The organism is Streptacidiphilus fuscans, assembly GCF_015690355.1.
Lineage (GTDB): Bacteria > Actinomycetota > Actinomycetes > Streptomycetales > Streptomycetaceae > Streptacidiphilus > Streptacidiphilus fuscans.
On record NZ_JADPRT010000018.1, the window covers coordinates 119,301 to 141,242 of the forward strand.

22 protein-coding genes are annotated in these 21,942 nt (G+C 71.7%); 5 read left to right on the forward strand and 17 right to left on the reverse strand.

What is annotated here, in order from left to right; all coding sequences use genetic code 11:
• Positions 1-39 precede the first annotated feature (39 nt).
• Positions 40-414, reverse strand: coding sequence for a nuclear transport factor 2 family protein (locus I2501_RS32635; protein WP_196197930.1), 375 nt, complete (start codon positions 412-414; stop codon positions 40-42).
• A gap of 130 nt (positions 415-544) precedes the next feature.
• Between I2501_RS32635 and I2501_RS32640 the strand changes: the two genes are divergently transcribed.
• Together I2501_RS32640 and I2501_RS32645 are read left to right on the forward strand one after the other, a co-directional pair.
• Positions 545-1,363: a MerR family transcriptional regulator gene (locus I2501_RS32640; RefSeq protein ID WP_196197931.1), complete on the forward strand. Its 819-nt coding sequence runs from the start codon at positions 545-547 to the stop codon at positions 1,361-1,363.
• A 149-nt stretch (positions 1,364-1,512) separates the two neighbouring features.
• Positions 1,513-2,163: a response regulator transcription factor gene (locus I2501_RS32645; protein ID WP_328806814.1), complete on the forward strand. Its 651-nt coding sequence runs from the start codon at positions 1,513-1,515 to the stop codon at positions 2,161-2,163.
• 32 nt (positions 2,164-2,195) lie between these two features.
• Here I2501_RS32645 and I2501_RS40400 read toward each other — a convergent pair whose 3' ends face one another.
• Entirely contained in the window at positions 2,196-3,395 is a 1,200-nt protein-coding gene (locus tag I2501_RS40400) for a sensor histidine kinase (RefSeq protein ID WP_196197932.1), read from the reverse strand.
• 325 nt (positions 3,396-3,720) lie between these two features.
• On the opposite strand from I2501_RS40400, the gene I2501_RS32655 reads away from it, so the two are divergent.
• Positions 3,721-4,374 (forward strand): transglycosylase SLT domain-containing protein, encoded by a 654-nt coding sequence (locus tag I2501_RS32655; RefSeq protein ID WP_196197933.1) that lies wholly within the window; start codon positions 3,721-3,723, stop codon positions 4,372-4,374.
• A gap of 38 nt (positions 4,375-4,412) precedes the next feature.
• Positions 4,413-4,826, forward strand: coding sequence for an ATP-binding protein (locus I2501_RS32660; RefSeq protein WP_196197934.1), 414 nt, complete (start codon positions 4,413-4,415; stop codon positions 4,824-4,826).
• Between the two features lie 52 nt (positions 4,827-4,878).
• On the opposite strand, the gene I2501_RS32665 is transcribed toward I2501_RS32660, so the two are convergent.
• From I2501_RS32665 to I2501_RS40825, 3 genes are all read right to left on the reverse strand, one after another.
• Positions 4,879-6,999, reverse strand: coding sequence for an alpha-galactosidase (locus I2501_RS32665; RefSeq protein WP_196197935.1), 2,121 nt, complete (start codon positions 6,997-6,999; stop codon positions 4,879-4,881).
• Between the two features lie 108 nt (positions 7,000-7,107).
• A complete protein-coding gene (locus I2501_RS32670) occupies positions 7,108-8,199 on the reverse strand; it encodes a substrate-binding domain-containing protein (RefSeq protein ID WP_196197936.1) in 1,092 nt (363 codons plus the stop codon).
• Between the two features lie 31 nt (positions 8,200-8,230).
• Entirely contained in the window at positions 8,231-8,497 is a 267-nt protein-coding gene (locus I2501_RS40825; protein ID WP_215910199.1) for a UTRA domain-containing protein, read from the reverse strand.
• 31 nt (positions 8,498-8,528) lie between these two features.
• Between I2501_RS40825 and I2501_RS40830 the strand changes: the two genes are divergently transcribed.
• On the forward strand, positions 8,529-8,783 hold the full coding sequence (locus I2501_RS40830; protein WP_215910200.1) for a hypothetical protein: 255 nt from the start codon (positions 8,529-8,531) through the stop codon (positions 8,781-8,783).
• Between the two features lie 188 nt (positions 8,784-8,971).
• Here the strand turns inward: I2501_RS40830 and I2501_RS32680 are convergent, their stop codons facing one another.
• The 12 genes from I2501_RS32680 to I2501_RS32735 form a co-directional block, all read right to left on the reverse strand.
• On the reverse strand, positions 8,972-9,739 hold the full coding sequence (locus I2501_RS32680; protein ID WP_196197937.1) for a DUF3472 domain-containing protein: 768 nt from the start codon (positions 9,737-9,739) through the stop codon (positions 8,972-8,974).
• A gap of 69 nt (positions 9,740-9,808) precedes the next feature.
• Positions 9,809-11,731 (reverse strand): NPCBM/NEW2 domain-containing protein, encoded by a 1,923-nt coding sequence (locus tag I2501_RS32685; protein ID WP_196197938.1) that lies wholly within the window; start codon positions 11,729-11,731, stop codon positions 9,809-9,811.
• A gap of 504 nt (positions 11,732-12,235) precedes the next feature.
• A complete protein-coding gene (locus tag I2501_RS32690; protein ID WP_196197939.1) occupies positions 12,236-13,039 on the reverse strand; it encodes a maleylpyruvate isomerase family mycothiol-dependent enzyme in 804 nt (267 codons plus the stop codon).
• A gap of 91 nt (positions 13,040-13,130) precedes the next feature.
• Positions 13,131-13,901 carry a carbonic anhydrase gene (locus I2501_RS32695; protein WP_196197940.1) on the reverse strand — a complete coding sequence of 257 codons (771 nt, stop codon included), beginning with the start codon at positions 13,899-13,901 and terminating at the stop codon, positions 13,131-13,133.
• A 141-nt stretch (positions 13,902-14,042) separates the two neighbouring features.
• Positions 14,043-15,953, reverse strand: coding sequence for a potassium transporter Kup (locus tag I2501_RS32700; RefSeq protein WP_196197941.1), 1,911 nt, complete (start codon positions 15,951-15,953; stop codon positions 14,043-14,045).
• A 164-nt stretch (positions 15,954-16,117) separates the two neighbouring features.
• Positions 16,118-16,894, reverse strand: a complete 777-nt coding sequence (locus tag I2501_RS32705) for an urease accessory protein UreD (RefSeq protein WP_196197942.1) — start codon at positions 16,892-16,894, stop codon at positions 16,118-16,120.
• The gene (gene ureG / locus I2501_RS32710) at positions 16,891-17,583 is read right to left on the reverse strand and encodes an urease accessory protein UreG (RefSeq protein ID WP_196198021.1); all 693 of its coding nucleotides are present in this window, start codon (positions 17,581-17,583) and stop codon (positions 16,891-16,893) included. The genes I2501_RS32705 and ureG overlap by 4 nt, the downstream gene beginning before the upstream one ends.
• Positions 17,584-17,663: 80 nt before the next feature.
• Complete coding sequence (locus tag I2501_RS32715) at positions 17,664-18,338, reverse strand: urease accessory protein UreF (RefSeq protein WP_196198022.1); 675 nt, start codon at positions 18,336-18,338, stop codon at positions 17,664-17,666.
• A 16-nt stretch (positions 18,339-18,354) separates the two neighbouring features.
• Entirely contained in the window at positions 18,355-20,148 is a 1,794-nt protein-coding gene (locus I2501_RS32720) for an urease subunit alpha (protein WP_196197943.1), read from the reverse strand.
• A gap of 11 nt (positions 20,149-20,159) precedes the next feature.
• On the reverse strand, positions 20,160-20,471 hold the full coding sequence (locus tag I2501_RS32725) for an urease subunit beta (RefSeq protein ID WP_196197944.1): 312 nt from the start codon (positions 20,469-20,471) through the stop codon (positions 20,160-20,162).
• A gap of 13 nt (positions 20,472-20,484) precedes the next feature.
• Positions 20,485-20,787: an urease subunit gamma gene (locus tag I2501_RS32730; RefSeq protein ID WP_196197945.1), complete on the reverse strand. Its 303-nt coding sequence runs from the start codon at positions 20,785-20,787 to the stop codon at positions 20,485-20,487.
• A gap of 157 nt (positions 20,788-20,944) precedes the next feature.
• Positions 20,945-21,907, reverse strand: coding sequence for a ScbA/BarX family gamma-butyrolactone biosynthesis protein (locus tag I2501_RS32735; RefSeq protein ID WP_196197946.1), 963 nt, complete (start codon positions 21,905-21,907; stop codon positions 20,945-20,947).
• Positions 21,908-21,942: the final 35 nt, after the last annotated feature.

The following is a 21,942-nucleotide window of genomic DNA, read 5'->3' on the forward strand; positions in this document are numbered from 1 at the left end:
GCTCGCGGTTCGCTGCTCTCCGCAGCGGCAGGGAGGCCGTCAGTAGGGAGACGGCTGGTTGTGGACGATGATCAAGGATGTGATCCCGTCGTCGGCGACCGTGACGTAGTTGGTGAGCACGAGTTCGTCGGGCAGGTTCGTCTTGTCGTACGCGCCGTCGTAGCGCGCCCGCAGGATCGTCAGGCCGGGACGGCTCACGACCTCGGTCACGTCCATGGTGACCTTGTCGCCGACGATCTCTCGGCTCACCCAGGCGCGGATCGCGGCGGGGTCGGCGAACTCGTGGTGCGCGTCGTTGACGACGGCCGTGTCGGCGAAGGTCGCCATGACGGCGTCCACGTCGAAGGCGTTGACCGCGTCGATGTAGGCGGCGACGACGTCGGGCAGAACCGTGGTCCGGGTGTGGGTGTTCATGGGGGCTCCTTGGATGACCTCGGCACGACGGTGCGGTGCCTGATCAAACGGTGGGCCCTGCCCGCACGGGAGAGTCAACCGCCGCCTCTGCGCTGGACCCTCCAGCAGGGGGAGGGTTGACACTGGTGCCATGCACACAGGCCTGACGGTCGGCGAGTTCTCCCGCGTCACCCATCTGAGCATCAAGACCCTGCGGCACTACCACGAGGTCGGGCTGCTCGCGCCTGCTGCTGTCGACCCGGGCACCGGCTACCGGCACTACTCCCTGGACCAGGTGCCTACCGCTCAGGTGATCGTGCGCCTGCGGAACCTCGACATGCCGGTGGCGGACGTGAAGGCGGTGCTGGCCGCGGAGGACGTGGGCACCCGCAACGAGCTGATCGCCGCGCATCTCGCCCGTCTGGAGGACCGGCTCGCGCAGGCGCAGAGCGCCGTCGAGTCGTTGCGCGACCTGCTGGCCCGGCCCGCGCACGCGGCGGCCGTCGAGTACCGCACGGTCCGCGAGCAGGCGGCGATCGGCATCCGCGCCGTCGTCGACCGGCAGGACGTGGTGAGCTGGTGGCAGGGCGCGCTGGGCGAGTTGCACGGTTTCACCAGGGCCCGGGGGCTGCGCACGACCGGTCCGTTGGGCGGGTTGTTCGCGAGCGGGTTGGTCCAGGACGAGCGCGGTGACGCGCTCGTCTTCGTCCCGGTCGAGGGCGAGGTTCGCCCGGTCGGCCGGATCGACGCCGTGGTGGTGCCCGGCGCGGAACTCGCGGTCGCGGTCCACCGCGGGCCGCTGCAGACCATCGACCTCACCTACGGCGACCTGGGCACCTACGCCGCCCGGCACGAGATCGGCGTCGACGGCCCGCTGCGGGAGTTCTACCTGCGCGGCCCCCTCGACGGGGTCGATGACGACGACTGGGTCACCGAGGTCGGCTGGCCCATCTTCCGCGCGGACGGCTAGCCACTGGCCGCTCACTCGGGCGCTGTCGTCCACTCTCGCGGCTCGCGGGTCGTGGCTCGCGGCGCGGTCGGTTGCGGGGGAGGGTGGAGCCGTCGCCCCGGGCCTGCGGCGGTGGACCGGTCGGCGCGTGTGGAGGGAGGTGTTGGCGGGTGGTGGTGCACGTGTTGGTCGCGGACGACAGCGAACTGGTGCGCCGGGGGCTGGTGGACGTGCTGGAGTCCAGCGACGAGCTGCACGTCGTGGCTCAGGCGTGGGACGGGCGCAGCGCGGTGGACGCGGCCCGTTCGGCATCGCCGGACGTGGCGCTGGTGGACATCCGGATGCCGGGGCTGGACGGGCTCGCCGCGACGAGGGAGATGCGCGGGTTGCCGCGTCCACCGCGGGTGCTGATCCTGACCACGTTCGCGGAGGACGAGTACGTGCGCGAGGCGTTGGAGGCGGGGGCGTCGGGATTCCTGCTCAAGGACACCCCGCCCCGTGAGCTGATCCGGGCCGTGGTGCAGGTGGCGGAGGGGCTGACACCGTTGGATCCGGCGGTGGCCGGGCAGGTGGTCGAGTCGTTCACCGGTATCGCCCGGCTGTCCGCCGCGGAGCAGGAGATGGTGGCCTCGCTGGCGCCGCGCGAGGTGGAGCTGATCGGGATGATCGGGCACGGCTGGAGCAACGCGCAGATCGCCGCCGCCCTGCACGTCGCGGAGGGGACGGCGAAGAGCCAGGTGAGTCGGCTGCTGACGAAGATCGGCGCGGAGAACCGGGTACAGGCGGCCCGGCTGGCCATCCGTGCGGGACTGGCGGACTGACCGCCGCGCCCCGCATCGCTCGCTCGCGGCGGTCAAGCGCTGGGTCCGGTCGGGTCGGCGTGCCCGGGGCGCGCGGGTAGCTGGAGGCTGAGCCGGAACCCGCCCTGATACGGACCCGCCTCGACGCTGCCACCGAGCAGCGCGGCGCGTTCACGCAGGCCGAGCAGCCCGTTTCCACCGCTGGGCAGACCGTGTTCCGGTGCCCGGGTGGGCGGGCCGTTGACGACGGTGACCTGTACCGCGTCTGCCCCGCTGTTCACGGTCACGCTGATCGGGGCGCCGGGGGCGTGCTTGGCGGCGTTGGTCAGCGCCTCCTGGACCGCCCGGTACACGGCCTGCTGCACCACCGTCGGCAGCCCTTCCGGGTGACCGGACACGTGCAACGCGACGTCGTGGCCCGTCTGGCGGGTGCGGTCCGCCAGGCCGGGCAGCGCGGACGCGTCCGGCTGCGGCGTCAGCGGTGCCCGATGGTGGGGATCGCGGGACTCACGGGACCGGTCGGGTGCGAGGACGCCGAGGATCTCGCGCAGTTCCTCCAGCGCGTGGCGACCCTCGGTGCGGATCAGCCCGGCCTTCTCGGCGACCTGCTCCGGGTCGGGATCGCGGGCGACCTCCAGCGAGCCGGCGGTCAGAACCATGTGGCCGACCCGGTGCGAGACCACGTCGTGCATCTCCCGCGCGATCCGACGCCGCTCCGTCTCGCGGGCCTGTTCGACCAGCAGCGCGTGCCAGCGCTCCACCACGACCAGCTCGCTCCGCGCAGCCGCAGCCAGGTCGCGGCGCAGCGCCACCGCGTAGCCCACCACCAGCGGACCCACGACCGCGGCGAGGCTGTACGCGGCCTCCCGCAGGTTCCACTGCGGTCCGCCGCCCTGGACCGCCACCAGGTCCGCCGCGCAGCCGGCCACCCCGAACGCCCACAGCGTCCGCGCGGAGCGGCGGCACTCGTCCCCGACGGTGTACATGGCCACCGCCAGCGCGGTGGGCGTGAACGCGACCATGTGTGCCACCAGCAGCACGCACGCCACCACGCGCGGCGCGCGTCGGCGCCACCACAGCACCAGCGCGACCGCCCCGGAGAACGAGGCCACCAGCGCGATCGACTGCCCGGTCAGCAGCCCGTTCGAGGGCTTGACCCAGCTGTTGGCCACCCCTAGCACCGCGGCGACGGCTACCACCACGGCATCCACGCGTCGCGGAGGCCACCGCCGGTGCAGTGCGGGAGCGGTCACGTCTCGACGCTAGAACAGCGCCGAGACCGCGCAACCCAGGTTGCGCGAATCGACGACGAAAGGCGCACGAACCGGGCATTCGGGCTCGGAAGACTTGATGCGAGGGCACGAACGGACGGCAACGCCGCCGTCCCGCCTGCGGGTACTGCGCTTCGCCGCAACCCGCTCGCCCATCGAGGCCCGGCATCGTGCCCTTGCCGCCCCGTGGCCGGACCGCTTCGCGTGCGTCCGCCGGTGGCCCGCCACTCCGCCCGCGCGCCCAAGCCGTACCCGGCGCGCGAAGGCGGACGTGCTGACCTTGCCCCCGAGCTTGAGGACCCCCTTTATGCTGCCCCGCACCTGGACGACCCGTATCAACCGCCGCCAGGCCCGCCTCGCGCTGTACGCAGGCCTCGGCACCACCGTCGTCGTGGCCGGCTTGAGCACCGCCGCACTGGCCCACGGCGGTTCCGCCCAGCCGGGCCCGACCCTCCACGTCGGCTCCCCGGCGACCCCCGCCCCGACCGGGCCGCAGCCGACGGAGCCCGTGCCCACCACACCCGCTCCGGCGAAGGCCGCCCCCGCCAAAGCCGCCCCCGCCAACGCGGCACCGGTCAAAGCCGCCCCGGCGAAGCCCGCAGCCGTGGTCCAGGCAGCCGCGAAGAGCTGTGGCAACAACCTCGACGGCTGGATCGCCGAAGCCCGCGACATCCTCTCCGCCCACGGGGACAAGGTCCCCTCCGCGGCAGCGATCAAGGCCCGCGCCCTGACCGAGTCGTCCGGCAACCCGAAGGCCGAGAACCACTGGGACGCCAACGAAGCCGCCTACGGCGGCACGTACGGCCTGATCCAGACCATCAAGCCGACCTTCGCCGCCTACTCACTCCCCGGCCACAAGGACATCCTTCACCCCGTCGACTCGGTGATCGCCGGAGTCCGCTACGCCAACGACCGCTACGGCTCCTTCGAGGCGATCGCCTACGCCAAGACCGGCTACTGACCTCCCGTAGCACCCGACGACGCGAAGGAAGCCCCACCGTGCCCGCCAGCTCTCAGCCCTCGACCGCCGACCTGTGTCTGCCCGCCACCCCTTTCGCCGCGTGCCGCGCCCGGCGCGCGCTCGACGCCCTGATCCCCGAGGGCTGCGAGGACGGGCGGTTGCTCGTGTCCGAAGCCGTCGCGAACGCGGTCGAGCACACCGCCACCGTCCAGGTCCACGTGCTGCTCCGCCACGAACCAGGGGATCGACGGCTGCTGTGCGCGGTCCACGACACCAGCACCACCACCCCGGCGACGGACCCGTGCGGCCACGCCGACCCCGGGGCCGAGAGCGGCCGTGGCCTGCACCTGATCGACGCCCTCGCCGACGTCTGGGGCTACCTGCCGGACGATGCCGGCAAATGGCTCTGGTTCAGCCTCACTCCCGAATCGACCCAGGGAAACGCGGCATGACGGACCGTCGGACGGTCGTCGTACCCCGGTGCCCGGCGAACTGTACGGCCGCTCAAGCCTCTTCGACCTCCAGCACGACGGCGTCGGCGGGGGCGAGGCGGTGCAGGCCGATGCCGAGGTGTGCCAGGACTGCGCCGATGGCCTCGATGCCGGTGGTGCCGAGGGGTTCGGGGATCGGACGCAGGCGGGCGAGTTCGGGGGTGAGGCGGACGCGGTAGCGGGTATGCGGGTCCAGGCCCGGGAGTTTGACCCGGGTGGCCGCGTTCATCACGGGGCTGTCGAGCTGGGCGTAGCAGTACACCGCGCTGCGCATGTCGTGTGCGACGACTCCGTGGAGCAGGGCGGTGGGGTCGGGCAGGTCGGTGCGGACCACCGTGCCGGAGTGGATCAGCGGGCGCAGGCGCTTGTACGCGTCGGTCCACGCCTTGAGCTCATCGAGCTCGTCGGGGGTGCAGGTGGTGAGGTCCCACTCCAGACCCGCGTGCGCGAACAGGGCGGTGGCGCAGCGGAAGGCGAGGCGGGTGACCCGGTGGGTGACGTGGGTCTCGGTCGGGCCGACGTGGCTGCCGACCAGCTCCGGGGGCAGCAGCAGGGTGGTCCAGCGCTGGATCCGCTGGCGGTCGAGCGGATCGTTGGTGTCCGAGGCCCAGACCCGGTCCGTGCGCTGGAGGATGCCGAGGTCGACGCGACCGCCGCCGGATGCGCAGGACTCGATCTCCAGCCCCGGGTGACGCGCCTTCAGCGTGTCGACGAGCGCGTACAGGGCACGCGTCTGGGCGTGCACGCCGGCGCGGCCTTCGTGGACGGCCTCGACCAGGGGCCGGTTGTGGTCCCACTTGAGGTAGGGGATCGGGTACTCGTCCAGCAGCGCCTCCAGGCGGGCCAGGACGTAGGCGGAGGCTTTGGGGTGGGCGAGGTCGAGGACGTGCTGGTTGCGGCGTTCGTGCGGCAGTCGGCCGGGTGCGGCCAGCAGCCAGTCGGGGTGGTCGCGGGCGAGGTCGGAGTCGGGGTTGACCATCTCCGGCTCGACCCAGAGCCCGAACTGCATGCCCAGGCCGCGGACATGGTCGACGAGCGGGTGCAGGCCGTCCGGCCAGACCTTGTCGTCGACGTACCAGTCCCCGAGCCCGGCACGGTCGTGGCGGCGGCCTCGGAACCAGCCGTCGTCCAGCACGAACCGTTCGGCGCCGACCTGGGCGGCGCGGTCAGCCAGCGCCTTGAGGCGGTCGAGGTCGTGGTCGAAGTAGACGGCCTCCCAGGTGTTCAGCGTCACCGGCCGTGGTGCGCGCGGGTGTTGGGGGCGGGCGCGGAGCATCCGATGCAGGCGGTCGCTGATCCCGTCCAGACCGTGCGTGGAGTGGACGAAGAACACCTCGGGGGTGGTGTAGGACTCCCCGGGACCGAGGCTGATCTCGCCAGGGTGGAGCAGTTCGGCTCCGGCGAGCAGACCGGTGCAGTCCGGGAAGCGCTCCGCGTAGTGCTCGCTGTCGCCGCTCCAGGCGGTGTGAACGGCCCACACCTCGCCGTCCCCGAAGCCGAACCCGGGCGTGCCCGCCGCGAGCAGCGTCGCCGCGTCGTGGCCGGGGCGGCCGGTGCGTCCCTCTCGGGCGTGGATGCCGTGCGTGAACGCGTGGCGCTGCGGCACGCGTTCGAGCCCCCAACGGCCCGTCAGGTCCAGGAGCTCGGTGGCCTCCTCCGGCACCGGCAGCACGCTGCGGAGCGTGTGGAGGTTCCACGGGGTGGTGCTGGAGGCGGAGTTGGTGACGGTGTGGGTGACGCCCAGCACGCCCTGGGCGGTCAGCCTGAGGTCGGTGCGGACGGTGATGCGTGCGTCCGTGTCGGCTGCTTCGACGGTCAGCCGTGTCGCGCCGTCCGCGTCCTCGGAACGCACGACGGGCCGACTCGGGCGCAGCCGCAGGTGCGGCCACTGCCCCGCGCGCTCGCCCAGGACCGCAGGGCGTCCCGACCAGTCGTCAGCTTGCGTGGGCAGCAAGGGCAGCGCGCCCGCGGGGGCACCAGCCCCGGCAGCCTTGCACGCCTGTGCCGCGTCGGTCTCGGTGAGGCCGAGATCGCGCCCCCAGTGCAGGACACGGGGGAGGGTGGTGTCGCTTTCCACGACGACGAGAGCGACACCGGCGGCGGTGAGGGTGTGGATGCTGGTTCGGTTGGCCATGGGGGACCTCGGTTGGGTGGGAGGAGGCTTGGGGGTCAGGAGTAGCTCGGACTGAGGCGCCGGGATCCGGTGCCGGAGCCGATGTGGAGCAGGGTCGTCGGGTCGGTCTCAATGGGCGGCACGCACGCCGCCGCACGACGCTCGGATCCGTAGCCGCGGGAGGACGCGGGTCTGAACAACGTGCGCGTCGGGGTCGGCGATCCGGCGCAGCAGCAACTCCACCGCCCCTTTGCCGAGTTCGGCCTTGGCCGGTGCAACCGAGGTGATCGGCACGTCCGCGAGCCTTGCCACCTCGTCGTCGTAGCTGATCATGGCGAGGTCGTGGGGGATGCGGAGGCCCCGTTCGAGCAGGCGGTCTTGGACGGTGAGCGCTTCGGTGTCGTTGTGCACGATCACCGCGGTCACGTCACCGCACCGGATCAGATCGAAGAGACGTTCGGTCTCGGTCTCGGTCTCGGTGGCGTCGGCGGCGGACACCCCGTGTCGGGTCAGGTCGATGGGGACGAGGCCGCGTGCGCGCATGGCAACGTGGTACCCGGGGCGCAGGTGCGGCATGGTGACGGTGGGGCCTCCGAACAGGGCGATGCGTTGATGCCCCAGCCCGGCGAGGTGGCGGACGGCCAGTGCTCCGCCTGCGGCATGGTCGGAGCCGATCCGGTCGAGCCCGGCGCCGGGCAACCCCAGCGGGATCTCCCGCTCCACCAGGACGACAGGCACGTGGGCATCAGCGATCGGCGTGCAATCGGCCTCGCTCACCTCCTCGTCGGCCCATGTGGGGGTGAGCAGCAGCCCGTCGACGCCGCCGGCGAGCAGGTCGCCCATCTGCGACGCGTCCAGCGCGCTGCGGTATTCGCTCACCGCGACGATCAGCCTCGCTCCGGCGGCCCGGGCGGTGCGCCGGGCGCTGCGCACCACACTCTGGTAGAAGTAGCCCGCTGTGGGCACGACCATCCCGAAGGTGAGCGGGGGGCGGAGCTGCCGCAGGAGTCGCGCGTCGCGGGCGTTGGGCGGGGCCTGCGGCAGGGAGACGGAGCCGTGCACGCGGCGGACGCGCCCGACGGCGGCGAGCGCACTGACGTCACGCCGCGCGGTTTCGCAGGAGACGCCCAGGACTTCGGCCAGTTCGGTCACCCGCAGACTCCCGCGCTCGTGCACGAGCTCGACGATGCGCTGATGCCGCCTCTCGACCTTGCCTCCCATGCGGGCCGCCCCTATGCCATGTCGATGCGCGTCAGCCGGAGTTGTGGTCGAAGTGGAGGTGGGAGGTGATGCGGTAGCGGTCGCCTCGGTAGACGGAGCGGGTGAACTCGACGACGCGGCCGGTGGTGTCGCGGGTGGTGCGCTGGGTCTGCAGGAGTGGCGCATAGACGGGGACGTCCAACAGGTCGGCCTGGTCGGGGTTGGCGACGGTGGGTTCCAGGGTCTGCACGGCGTCGCGGACCGTCTGGGCGCGGGTGCGCTCGTCCCCGACAACGGCGGGCGGGACTTCAGCGGTCACCCAGTACCCGCCGACACTTCCCCCGACCTCGGTGCCTTCCAGCGCTGAGCCACGTGCCCACCCGCTTCCGGGCTCGGCCCGCGACGGCACCGCAACGCTCTGCGTCTCGGACCAGACCCGGCAGGCGACAAGTCTGACGGTCACCTGGGCCCGGCCGGTCCGCAGCGTCATCGCGTCGCCGTCCTCGCTCGCCTGGCCGAGCGCGGGTCGCGCACTGCAGCTGACCTTCGGTGATCTGACCGGTCTGGCGGGATCCACCCAGCAGGTCACCGTCCGACTGGGCTGACCGCGCAGCGCGGGGGGGGGGGGGGGGGGGGGGGGGGGGGGGGGGGGGGGGGGGGGGGGGCGCCGGCCGCGCGGCGGCCCCCCCCCCGCGGCGCGGGGCGCGCGCGCGGGGGGGGGGGGCCCCCCCCCCCCCCCCCCCCCCCCCCCCCCCACCGCTCGCAGCCGGAGCCCGAGTCCTTCCGACGCGTATTACTGCCCGGTCATCGTGATGCCGCCGCTGCCGTCGAGGCTGTAGCTCCCCTCGGCCGCGCAGGTGCCGTAGGTGCCCCCGCTGGTGATGGCGCCGGTTCCCTGCCCGCTGTTGGTGAAGGGCCGCCAGAAGTGCGCCTGGCCGTAGGGGATGGCGCTGCAGGAGGAGGTGGAGTCGTAGTACTCCTGGAAACCGACGCCGGAGGGCTGGAAGTTGCCGCCGCCGGAGACGGTCCAGCTGCCGATGGTGGTCCACACGTCCGTCGAGTCGTCGACGACGTAGCCGGTGTAGGTGTTCGTGCCGGTGACGATGGCTTCGAGCTCGTACTCGTCGCCGACGGTGTAGGGGTAGCTGATCAGGCAGCTGGTGCCCGCGCCCCCGTCGGCGCCGGAGTGGCAGTTCGGGCTGGTGGAGGAGGTGCCGCTGCCGAAGATGCTGAACAGGGCCGCGCCGCCGCCGGCGCGCGGCTGGAGGCCGACGTAACCGCCCTGGTTGTTGTTGAGGTAGAACTGCTGGGCCCAGTAGTAACCGGCGGCGTCGGGCTGGCTGTTCACGGTGATCGGGAAGGCCAGCTTGGTCAGGCCGCCCGACGGGGCCCCGCTGAAGGACCAGTTGTCGGAGACCATGCCGCCCGGGGTGACGGCTGCGGATGCGGGGGCGGCGTTGGCGAGGGCGAAGGCCGTGACCGCGACGCAGGCCAACGCGGCCCGCCGGATCACCTGCCCCGCGGTGCGGCGGCGCGGTGTCGGTGCGCTCTGACGGATCATTGCGTTCTCCGGTTTGCGAGACGTGTTCTGGGAGGCGTGTTCTGCGAGGCGTGCCGTGCGACGCGCGCTCTACGAGGCGCAGGTGATCTGAGCGTCGGCCCAGTCGGAGTGGTCGTAGTTGATGGTGTCGCCCGTGTGGTTGACGACCAGTCGCAGGTACTGGGCGCCCGAGACATTGGCGGTCAACGCCTTGCCCGGCTCGCCGCCGGTCATCACTCCGCTGTCCGCGACCTGCTTGCCGTCGGCCCAGATCTGGAAGTCGACGGATCCGTTGGTGCCGACTTCGCTGTCGACGCCGACCGTGGTGGAGACCGACGAGCACTTCTGGCCGATGTAGTACTCCAGCAGACTGTCGGCGTGGGTCCCGATGCCCGTGGGGTAGGCGACGCCGCCGATCGTGAGCGGGTTGCCGCCGACGCTTTCGTTCTTCTCCAGCGTGCCCCAGCCGATGGTCTCCTGGAGCCAAGGGACGGTGGCGAGTTGGACGGTCCCGGTCGGAGGGGCGGGTGGCACGACGACGTCGACCGTCTCCGAGGATGACCCGGTTGCATGGCGTTCGGTCATGGTCAGGCTGTAGGAGCCTGGTGCTGCTGTCGTCGGCACCGAGATCTTCCACGAGGTGTCGAACGTGGCGTTCGTGCCGAGAGCGGGCGTGCTGCTCGCCGAGGCGGGCGTGACCGACCAGCCTGCCGGCGCGGAGAGCGACACCTGGATGCCCCGAGCGGGAACACGGCCGGTGTTGGTGACCGAGGTCTGCACCGCGTTCGTCCCGCCCGCCGTGACGACGGGGGTGGCCCCCGGGTAGGGCAGGTCGAGCTGGATACCGGCGTTCACCGACGGCGGGTAGAGGTTCCACCGCGGGTCGATCCCGACGCGGTACAGGGCGGTGCCGTGCGCCGGGACCTGCGCGGTGATGGTGCCGGCGGTCTCGGTCGTCTGATGCGCCCACAGGTCGTCGAGCGTGTAGGCCGGGCCGGTGGGCATCCCGATCGCGGACGCGGAGGTGGAGATGGTCTGCGGCTGGTCACTCGTGTTGAAGAGCGCGACGACGCTGTCCCCGTCGGCTTCCTTCTTGGTGAAGATCTGTGAGGTGCTCGTGTCGGCGATGCGCTTGGCGTCGATGCCGTCCTGGTCGACGGCGATCACGTCGGTGTTCTTGAGATACCCCAGGTCGGTCGGGTCGAGGTGGGTCAGGTCGGTGCCGAGAAGCAGCGGCGAGGCGGCCATCGCCCACAGGCTCAGCTGGGTTCGGCGCTCGTCGGGCGTGAGGCCGTCGTTGCTGCCGTTGCCGACCTCGATGGAGTCGTAGTCGTTGAACGCTCCGGGGCCGCCGTACGGTTGCCACGCTGCGACCTCATCGAACCGGGTGGCCACGCTGTTCCAGGACGTGAGCGGGTAACTGCTGCCGTTGGTGCCGCAGTAGCACTCGATGTCACCGCCGGTCCGCCAGCCGTTGGCGTACGTCGCCCAGGTGGAGGCGTCGGAGACGGCCAGGCCGTTGGAGAGTTCGAGGTGGATGGGACGCCCGGTCTGCCGCAGCGCGTTCGACCAGGCGGCGACGTCCGGGACGTCCCAGGATCCGACGCCGTCGATCTTGAGGTAGTCCACGCCCCACGAGGCCATCTCGTCGGCCCAGGAGTCGATGAACGCCTGCGCGCCGGGCTTGCTGTAGTCGATGCCGACCATGCCGCCGCAGTTGTAGTTGGCCTCCGAGACGCTCGGCTCGGCGATGTCGTCGGCGTGGTAGGAGGTGCCCTCGATCGGAGTGTTCTCGGCGACGGCCTGCTGGGATATCCCGGGGGTGACGTACAGGCCGAACTTCAGGCCGTCCGCGTGCACATGGTCCGCGACGACCTTGATCCCGTCCTCCGAGCCGGAGGGCGGGAACTTGCCCGGATCGGTCACCCAGCGGCCGTACTGGTCGACGGCGGGCCCCTGGCCGCCGGGGCACTGGTAGTAGAAGTCGTCGAGATTGACGTACTGGTAGCCCACGTTGGCGAGCCCGTCGGACTTGAGCGCGTCGGGGGGGGGGGGGCCCCCCCCCCCCCCGGGGGGGGGGGGGCGGGGGCGCCCACAACGCCCAACCCAGGGGGTCGGGGGGGGGGGGGCCGGGGCCCCCCCCCCCCCCCCCCGACGGATGGCTGCGCAGGTAGCTCCAACTGCTCCATCCCATGGCGGGCTTGAGCCCGACTCCGTTGTCCTCCGCCCGCGCGGCGGTCGGGGTGGAGACGATCATCCCGGCGACGAGTGCCAACCCGGCTGCCAGCGCCGGTCCCACGGCCCGCATCGATCTGCTCACTCTTGCTCCTTCACGGATGTCATCCCGTCGAAACCGATAAAAGTTCAACAGGAGCGCGCAAGTTCAAACAGCAACGAACGGCGTGGAGTCTAGGAAGGGCCCGCCTACCGCGTCAACGGAGCCGCACATCGGTCGGGCAGTATTCGGGCATGACGAAGTCGCGGAGGCGTCGACGCCTCCGCGACGGGGGTCGAGGGTCAGAAGACGACCCGGGCCGCGTTGAGCGCGGCTGCGGCGTCCGCGTCGCCCTCGAAGGTCAGCTCACCCCGCGGCTGCCGACCCGAGAGGTGGCGGGCGAAGTCGATCGCGTCGGCCCGCAGCGTGACCACGGGCGGACCGCTGCCGAGCAGGAAGCGGCCACCGGCCGGGCCCGAGAGCTCCAGCAGGCACGGCGGTCCGGTCCAGCCGAGCGCCAGGTCCAGCAGGACCTGGTCCATGATCTCGCTGTCGTGCGCGTCCAGGGTCAGCTCGGCACCGGTCGCATCGCTGATGTCGATACGGTGCATCCAGGTGTCGCGGGCGATGAGAACGCTGTTCAGGTACTCCATGGAGTCCTCCGGCAGCGCCTTGCCCTCTGGGAAGATCATGCTCGTGCGGATCCGCCGCAGCACCGGAGCCGGTACGCGGGACAGCGAGCGGACGCCCTTGGGCGCGACGCGGCCGAACTCCTCGACCAGACGCTCCGAGGACGCTCCGCCGCGCTCCTCGACCTGACTCTCGTTGTGGCCGTCGAGCGGTCCCATCTGGGGATGCCTGTGGCGAGCCCGTCGGATTCGCGTGATCATGAGCCAGGGCTTGGGCAGTTCCTCGAACTGGCCGACCTCGTGCGCGACCATGTCCCGGACGGTCCAGCCGCTGCACGCGGTCGGCTTCGACCATGCCCTGGCGTCCAACGATTCCATCATCGCGAGCGAGGCCTGTATCTCGGCCTCGTTGACCGTGCGTGCCCGTGACCCTGACGTCCGGGTGATGTCCATGGCGGGAACCGTAGGCGTAGCCATACCGCACCTCCTCGCCGGCTTGCTTCCAGGCTACAAAGGCATCACGCCGACGGCATGTGCACGGCACCGGGACAGCCGCGTCGGAGGCGGCTCAGACGCAGAAGTCCACCGCGCCGCTGTCGAGTGAGTAGTAGGCGCCGACGACCTGGGCGCGGCCTTCCCGCTCGTACGGTTCGAGCAACTCGTCATGCTGCAACTGGAAGACGGTCAGCCGGATCTGGGCGCGAATCGTGTTGTCGACCTGGTCGCCCGGAAGGCCCTTGGCCGCCTCGTAGGCCGGGCGCAGCGCGTCCACGACGTCCTTGAGGTGGGCGGGGGCCTCACGTCCGGCGTTGAGGGTCTCCACCGCGAAGGTGACCGCGCCGCAGCGCTGGTGCCCCATGACGACGAGCAGCGGCGTCAGTGACTCCTCCACGCCGTACTCCACCGCGCCTTGGACCAGGCCGTCGTTGGTCTGCGCGGCCGTGCGCACCACGAACAGGTCACCCACGCCCCGGTCGAAGACGATCTCCGGGGGGACGCGTGAGTCGATGCACGAGAAGACGGTCGCGAGCGGATGCTGACCGGCCGCGACCTGTTCACGGCGCGCCACGGTCTGGTGGGGGTGCCGCAGCCGTCCGGCGATCCAACGCTGGTTGCCCGCCTGGAGCAGGTGGAGGACGCGCTCCGGGGTGAGCTCCGGGGTGACGGGGGCGTCGGCCGCGTCGAGTGGCGAGGCGGGTCGGACAGCCGCGGCGGCGTCGGGGGCGAGGAGCGTGGTCCACAGCGGGGCGGAGGCGAGGACGGTCGCCCCGCCGAGGAGGACGCCCCTGCGCGTCCTTGGAACCTCGCTGACCTGGGATCGTGCTACGGGCTCGGACACGTCGGCAGCTCCTTCAAGCGATCGCACATGGCGTGACCCCCTGCCGAGTATGGGGATCCGATGCGGCGGCAACCGCTCACTGCGCCGCACCGGCGACCGTCTTCACTCGAAGCGCGCAGTCCGGAGTGCTGACGCCGCGACCTACACCTCGACGTTCGAGCCCATGATCACGGTGCGGTCCTGCGGGAGCTGGAAGTACGGGGCGGCGGCCGAGGTGATGTGCGAGGTCGCGATGAAGAGGCGTTTCTGCCACTGCGGCATCGTCTTCCCCGGGCCGGGCGTCAGCTCGATCTTGGAGAGGAAGTAGGTGCAGGTGTCCACGTCGATGCGGCCCTCGGTCTGTTCCGCGTTGAGGAGGGCCAGGGCGGCCGGGACGTTCGGCGTCTCCATGTAGCCGAACCTCGCGGTGACCTGGATGATCCCGTCCGTGCCGCTGCCGAGGCTGTCCACGACGATGCGGTCCTCCGGGCCGATCCGGGGAATCGGCTCGGTGTTGATCGCCACCACCGCGAGGTGCTCGTGGCGCACGTGGTTGTGTTCCACGTTGGCCCGCAGCGCCAGCGGTACGGTCGTGGACGAGCGGTTGAGGAAGATCGCGGTGCCCGGCACCACCCGCACCCGCTTGTCGGTCTCCAGGTCGTCGACGAAGGTGCGCAGCGGGCCCTCCAGCCGCTCGCGGTTCTCCGTGACGATGTCGCGGCCCCGGCGCCAGGTGGTCATGATCGTGAAGGCGATCAGGCCGATCAGCAGCGGCAGCCAGGCACCGTGGGTGATCTTGGTCAGGTTGGCGGCCAGGAACATCAGGTCGCCCGACAGCAGGACGACGCCGCCGACGAGGATCCACGGCAGCGGGACCTTCCACCGCTGCCGGGCGACGTAGAGGAAGAGCACGGTGGAGATGGTGATCGTCGCGGTGACGGCCATCCCGTAGGCGTAGGTGAGCCGCGCGGAGGACTGGAAGGCGAAGATCAGGCCGAGCACCGAGACCATCAGCAGCCAGTTGATCCACGGGACGTAGATCTGCCCGATGGTCTTCTCGGACGTGTGCGCGATCCGCAGGCGCGGCAGGTAGCCGAGCTGCGCGGCCTGGGAGGCGACGGAGAACGCGCCGGAGATGACCGACTGCGAGGCGATGACGGTCGCCACCGTGGCCAGCACGACGAGCCCGACCCGCGCCCAGCCGGGCGCCAGCAGGAAGAACGGGCCGCTGACGTTCGCCGGGTCCTTGAGGATCAGGGCCCCCTGGCCGAAGTAGCTCAGCGTCAGGGCCGGCAATACCAGGAAGGTCCAGGACCGGCTGATCGAGCGGCGGCCGAAGTGACCCATGTCCGCGTAGAGCGCCTCCGCACCGGTGAAGGCGAGCACGACCGCCGCGAGCGCGAAGAAGGCGATGTTGAAGTGGTGGAACACGAAGCCGAGCGCGTATGTGGGCGACAACGCGCGCAGGATGGCCGGCTCGTCCGAGATGCCGGAGATGCCGAGAGCGCCGATGGCGACGAACCAGACGATCATGATCGGCCCGAACAGCTTGCCCACGGCCTCGGTTCCGCGCTTCTGCGACAGGAAGAGCAGCACCGCGATGACCGTCGTGATCGGGATGACCGCGTCGTGCAGGCTCGGGTCGACGATCTTGAGACCCTCGACCGCGGACAGCATCGACATGGCCGGCGTGATCATGCTGTCGCCCAGGAACAGGGCGGCCCCGAAGATGCCGAGCGCCGACAGCCACACCGCCGTCCGCCTGCCGTGCTTGGAGAGCTTCTGCTGCACCAGCGTGATCAGGGCCATGATGCCGCCCTCACCGTGGTTGTCCGCGCGCATCGCGAGCGACACGTAGGTGACGGAGACGACCATGATGACGGACCAGAAGATCAGCGAGACGATGCCGTAGACGTTGGAGGTGTTCAACGGCACCGGGTGCGGGTCGCTCGGGTTGAACACCGTCGCCATCGTGTAGATGGGGCTCGTGCCGATGTCACCGAACACCACGCCCAGGGCGCCGACCATCAGCCCCAGTCGCACCGTGTCGCGCACACCAGTGTCAGCTGTCATCGGCGTGCGCTCCGTTCTCTGTGCCGTACTCTCGGTGAGCTCCGCCTGAACTCGTCGCTGTTCGGCAGCCCGGAGAACGGATTGTGACGGCTGCGTCCATATAACCAGCCCGGCGACCGGCTGTCGCGGGCCAGGCCGGCATACAGAGCCGATCGGCTCATCAGTCAGCTCACGACTACGGATCCCGGCGCCGGAGAAGGCGCCGCCATCGTCGCGCGGAGCGCGGGAATGTCCGGGGCGACGGCGGTGAGCAGAGTCAGGCCCTCGCCGAGCCGGAAGGCTGCCGCCTCCGCCGAAGCCCCGACCGACGTCCCGCCTGATGCCTCGCACGTGACCGCGTGGGTCGTCAGCAACTGGCCGAGCGTGCGACGGCCCGCCAGGACCGCCGGGCCGTCCCAGCCGGGTGGCGCGCCGGTGCCGACGTCGGTGGACTGGTCGAGGACGAGCCGGTCGCCCTGGCGGACGGTCAGGCGGGAGGTGAGGCGCCCAGGTGGTTCGTCGTGGCGTCCGAGGACCTGCTCCTCACGGAACAGCAGCTGGGCGTGCGGGTCCAGGTGGACGCGGGTCCACAGCCGCAGCTCGCTCCCCGCCGCCGCGATCACCGGTTCCGGACGCCAGCTCAGCTCGGCGTCCCCGGCGACGGTCAGGTCCAGGTCGTAATGGGCCGGTGCCGGATCCCGGCCCGGGAGGCTGAGGGTGGCGGCTGCGCTGGTGACCAGCAGTCGGGCGCCCGGCTCCACGACCACCTCGACGCGCAGCCGGTCCCCGCCGAGGGGCGCGGCCATCGCGCCCACCAGGACCACGTGCGCCGCGCCCGCGTCGTCCGGGTGGCGGGAGCGGCGCAAGGCGAGCGGCCCTTCGCCGGTCAGCTCGCGCAGGGCCGTGCCCCCGCTTCCGTCCGCCGTCACGCGGATCCGGGCGACGGCGGTGACACCGCTCATGCCCGGCGCCAGTCCGCAAGCCGCTCGCGTACCCACGCCGCCACCGGCGCGACGCCGTCCGGGCGCACCAGCGAGCAGAAGAGGACCGGCAGTTCGCCGCGCTGCGCGGCCGCGTCCCTGGCCATCACCGACAGGTCCGCGCCGACCAGCGGGGCCAGATCGGTCTTGTTGACGACCAGCAGGTCGGAGGTGGAGACGCCGGGGCCGCCCTTGCGGGGGATCTTGTCGCCGCCGGAGACGTCGATCACGAAGATCTGGTGGTCCACCAGCCCGCGGCTGAAGGTCGCCGTCAGGTTGTCGCCGCCGCTCTCGACGAGGACGAGGTCGAGCGGGCCGACCGCGGCCTCCAGCTCCTCCACCGCCTCCAGGTTGGCGCTGATGTCGTCGCGGATCGCGGTGTGCGGGCAGCAGCCGGTCTCCACCGCGGTGATGCGCTCCGGCGGCAGCACGGCGTTGCGCAGCAGGAACTCGGCGTCCTCGGTCGTGTAGATGTCGTTGGTGACGACCGCAAGGGAGAGCTCGTCGCGCAGCACCGCGCACAGGGCCGCGACCGTCGCCGTCTTGCCGGAGCCGACCGGCCCACCGAGGCCGATCCGCAGGGCGCGCCGGGTCCCGGAGCCGGTTCTGGCGGCGGCCGGAGCCGGGGCCGCGTGGTGCTCGGGCGCGGGAAGGTCGGGGTCACGGTGCATGGTGCCTCCGTTCATCGGGGGATGGTGGGGACGGCCCGCGACGATGCGGGCGGGGTGTCACGTGCCGGGTGCCAGGCGTGTCACGAGGCGAAGAGCCGGACCGGCCACGCCGCGTGCTGTTCCGCCGAGATCTCCAGCAGCGGCGCGCCGAGGACCGGCAGCAGGTCGACGTCGCCGAGTTCCCCGGCGGTGACCGCCTGGTCCGCGACCTCGCCGACGGCGTGCGCCAGCCGGGCGAGCACGGCCGTGGCCTGGAACGGGTCCAGGCCCAGCAGTCGCACGCAGGCCGTGACCGGGCCGGACACCGTCTCGTACGCCACCGCTGTCGCCGCGTCCGCCGGGCCGAGACCCGCCGCCGCAGCGGTCACGCCGAGCACGACCGGCTGGTGCGCCCCGGCCGGGCACGCTGCGGCCAGCCGCTCCAGCGCCGGGTCGGGCCAGGCGGCCCGCGCCGCGCGCAGCAGTTGGCGGCCGAGACGGCGCGAGGCCGCCCGCAGCACGGGCGAGGGCGTGCGGGCCTCCGCCGCCTCGTCGAGCGCGAGCGGGTCCGTGCCCGCCGCCGCGCTCGCCGCCAGGGCGGCGTTGGTCAGTCCGACCGTGTGCAGCCGTCCGGCGCAGAACGCCTCCAGGCTCGCGGCGTCGCCCACACGCCCCGCGCGCACAGCCGCCTCGACGCCGCCGGAGTGGGCGTGGCCGCCCGCGGGGAAGCGTCCGTCGGCGAGAACGAGCAGGGCGGGGTGGACCGAGGAATGCATCGTCACGGGCCGCGCCTCAGAAGAGGAAGTACCGCTGGGCCATGGGCAGTTCCGCCACCGGGTGCGGCTCCACCACCTCGCCGTCGATCCGCACCGTGAAGGTGTCCGGGTCCACGGTGACGTGGGGGAGCGCGGTGTTCTCGCGCAGATGCTCCTTCCGCACGTCCCGGGTGTTGCGGATCGGCACGAACGCCTTGGCGACGCCGAGCTGTTCGCCCAGTCGCTCCGGCAGCCCGTCCTCCAGCGCCCACGGCGTCACGAAGTTGAGCGAGTTCGCCGACGGCGACCGCCCGACCCCGCCGAACATCGGGCGCGGTAGCACCGGTTGCGGCGTCGGGATGGACGCGTTCGCGTCGCCCATCTGCGCCCAGGCGATCTGCCCGCCCTTGACCACCAGGTCCGGCTTCACGCCGAAGAAGGCCGGCGTCCACAGCACCAGATCGGCGAGCTTGCCCGGCTCGACGGAGCCGATCTCTTCGTCCATGCCCTGCGCGATCGCCGGGTTGATCGTGTACTTGGCGACGTAGCGACGCGCCCGCAGGTTGTCCGCGCGCCCGTCGCCGGGCAGCGAGCCGCGGCGCCGCTTCATCACGTGCGCGGTCTGCCAGGTGCGCAGGACGACCTCGCCGATCCGGCCCATCGCCTGCGAGTCCGAGCTGATGATCGAGATCGCGCCGAGGTCGTGCAGCACGTCCTCGGCCGCGATGGTGGACGGCCGGATCCGCGACTCGGCGAAGGCGAGGTCCTCCGGGACGTCGGCGCTGAGGTGGTGACAGACCATCAGCATGTCCAGGTGCTCGGCGACCGTGTTCCGGGTGTGCGGACGGGTCGGATTCGTCGAGCTGGGCAGGATGTTGGGCTCGGAGACGACGGTGATGATGTCGGGCGCGTGCCCGCCGCCCGCGCCCTCGGCGTGGTAGGCGTGGATGCCGCGACCGGCGATGGCGGCGAGGGTGTCCTGGACGAACCCGGCCTCGTTGAGGGTGTCGGTGTGGAGCGCGAGCTGCGCGCCGCTCTCGTCGCAGACGCGCAGGCACGCGTCGATGGCGGCCGGGGTGGCGCCCCAGTCCTCGTGGATCTTGAAACCGGTTGCTCCGCCGCGCAGTTGGGCGCGAAGCGCCTCGGTCGCGACGGTGTTGCCCTTGCCGAGCAGGCCGAGGTTCACGGGGTACTGCTCGGCGGCGGCGAACATCCGCGCCAGATGCCAGGAGCCCGGCGTGATCGTGGTCGCCTTCGATCCCTCCGCCGGGCCGGTGCCGCCGCCGAGCAGGGTGGTCACCCCGCTCGCCAGCGCCTCGTCGAACAACTGCGGGCAGATGAAGTGCACATGGGCGTCCACGGCTCCGGCGGTGAGGATCCGTCCGTTGCCGGCGATCACCTCCGTCTCCGGGCCGATCACCAGCTGCGGGTGGACGCCGTCCATCGTCTCCGGGTTCCCGGCCTTGCCGAGCGCGGTGATCCGTCCGTCGCGGATGCCCACGTCCGCCTTGACGACGCCCCAGTGGTCCAGCACCACCGCTCCGGTGATCACGGTGTCGGGCGCGCCCTGGGCGCGGGAGACACGGCTCTGGCCCATCGACTCCCGGATCACCTTGCCGCCGCCGAAGACCGCCTCGTCCCCGCCGCCGCTCAGGTCCTGCTCGACCTCGACCAGCAGATCGGTGTCGGCCAGCCGGATCCGGTCCCCGGCCGTGGGGCCGTACAGGTCGGCGTACCGGCGCCGGGTCACGGTCAGCGCGGCGGCGCGCGGGTCACCGGCGCTCGGCCTGCCGGCGCTCGCGTCGGCGGTGCTCTTCTTAGTCGCGCTCATCTCGTGGGCGCTCATCCGTCCACCCGCCCGGCGGTCTCGCCGCGCAGCCCCCACACCTCGCGGGCACCGCCGAGCGGCACCAGCTCCACGGTCATCGGGATCCCCGGCTCGAACCGGACGGCCGTCCCGGCAGGCACGTTGAGCCGCAGGCCGCGCGCGGAGTCGCGGTCGAAGCGGAGCCCTGGGTTGGCCTCCGCGAAGTGGTAGTGCGAGCCGACCTGGACCGGCCGGTCGCCGGTGTTCACCACCGGCAGCCTGGTCACCGCCCGTCCCTTGTTGAGCGGGACATCGCCCTCGCCCAGCAGCAGTTCGCCCGGAATCACGTCGCGCCCCCGCTCAGTGGATCGGCTCGTGCAGGGTGACCAGCTTCGTCCCGTCCGGGAACGTCGCCTCCACCTGCACGTCGCGGATCATCTCCGGCACGCCGTCCATCACGTCGTCGCGCCCGAGCACCGACCGTCCGGACGCCATCAGCTCGGTGACGCTGCGTCCGTCGCGCGCGCCCTCCAGCACGTGCACGGTGAGGATCGCGAGTGCTTCCGGATGGTTCAGCCTCAGCCCACGCCCCCGCCGCGCGAGGGCGACGTCGGCGGCGACGTGGATCATCAGCCGTTCCTGCTCGTGCGGAGTCAGTCTCATCGGCGTCGAACTCCTCGGGTGGGAGGAAGAGACGCGAGCACCCCCTCGTGCCGCGATCCGGCCAAGCTACCGGATCAGAACCGGAGAACCAGGCGCGTCACGCAGAAGTAACCTGACCGACCCACAGCCCGTCACGCGGGCCGGAACGCGGGCCGCGTCAACACGGAACCGCGGGCAACCGTTCCCGGTCATCGGGCAGGGCTGATGGCAGCGGTGCCGCTGCGGCGACTTCGGCTTCGAAGCAGGTGCGCTCGTCCTGGTCGACGCGCACATGGAAGACGTTGTTGTCGCCGGGCGCCAACCGGACCCAGGCCGGGCGATCGAGTTCGACGTAGCGATGGAAACGCGTCGTCATGTCGGTGACCGCCGCATTACCCGCGGGGTGTCCGCAGACCGTGGCTTGCCGGGCGGCCTCGAGCAGGAGCATGCCGGGGGCGTGGTCGACAGGGTGATCGAACAGGATCGGGTGGTCGAGGTCCGCGCGCAGCCGCCAGGTGCGGGCATGCTGCGTGGGGGACTGCGTAGGGGAGAGGACGACGTCCTGGGCCAGGTGGCGTCCCACGCTGGCGGGGAGAAGTCCGGGTCCCGGGTGCAACGCGTTGGCGCGGGCCGTGGCGAGGTCGGCGCGTCCGGCGCGAAGGCGTTGGTAGACGCCGGGGCTGTGGGCGGAGAAGCGCGTCCTGGCGTGCCCGATCGTCGTCCCGTGCGCGACCGCCGTCATGCTCACACACCCGACGGTGAGGCTGTCCCGTCGGCGGACGACGTCGCCGAACGTGAGGGAGAGCGTCACATCCTGGGGCTGGTCGGCCAGTTGCATGGCCTCGGTGCTCACGCTGAACGACAGGTCTCCCCATATCAGTTGGTGGCCCAGGGGCACGCCGAAGACCTGGTGGGAGAGGAGCGGAAGGGTCTGTCTCAGCGTCTCGGCGAACAGCAGCGAATCGTAACGCCCGTGGACAGGCCTGTAGAAGCTGTGCGTACGGGGCCACTGGGCGGTGATGACGACGGCGGCGTCGGGACGTGTGCGCCAGCCGGTCAGGAAGACCTCGCCGGGTGCGCGCTTGTGCACCAAGTGCTTCGGTACCGCGATGCCTGGAAGGCAGGGGATGTTCGCGGGCATGGGGACTCCTCGTGCTGGGCTGGGATGACCTGTCG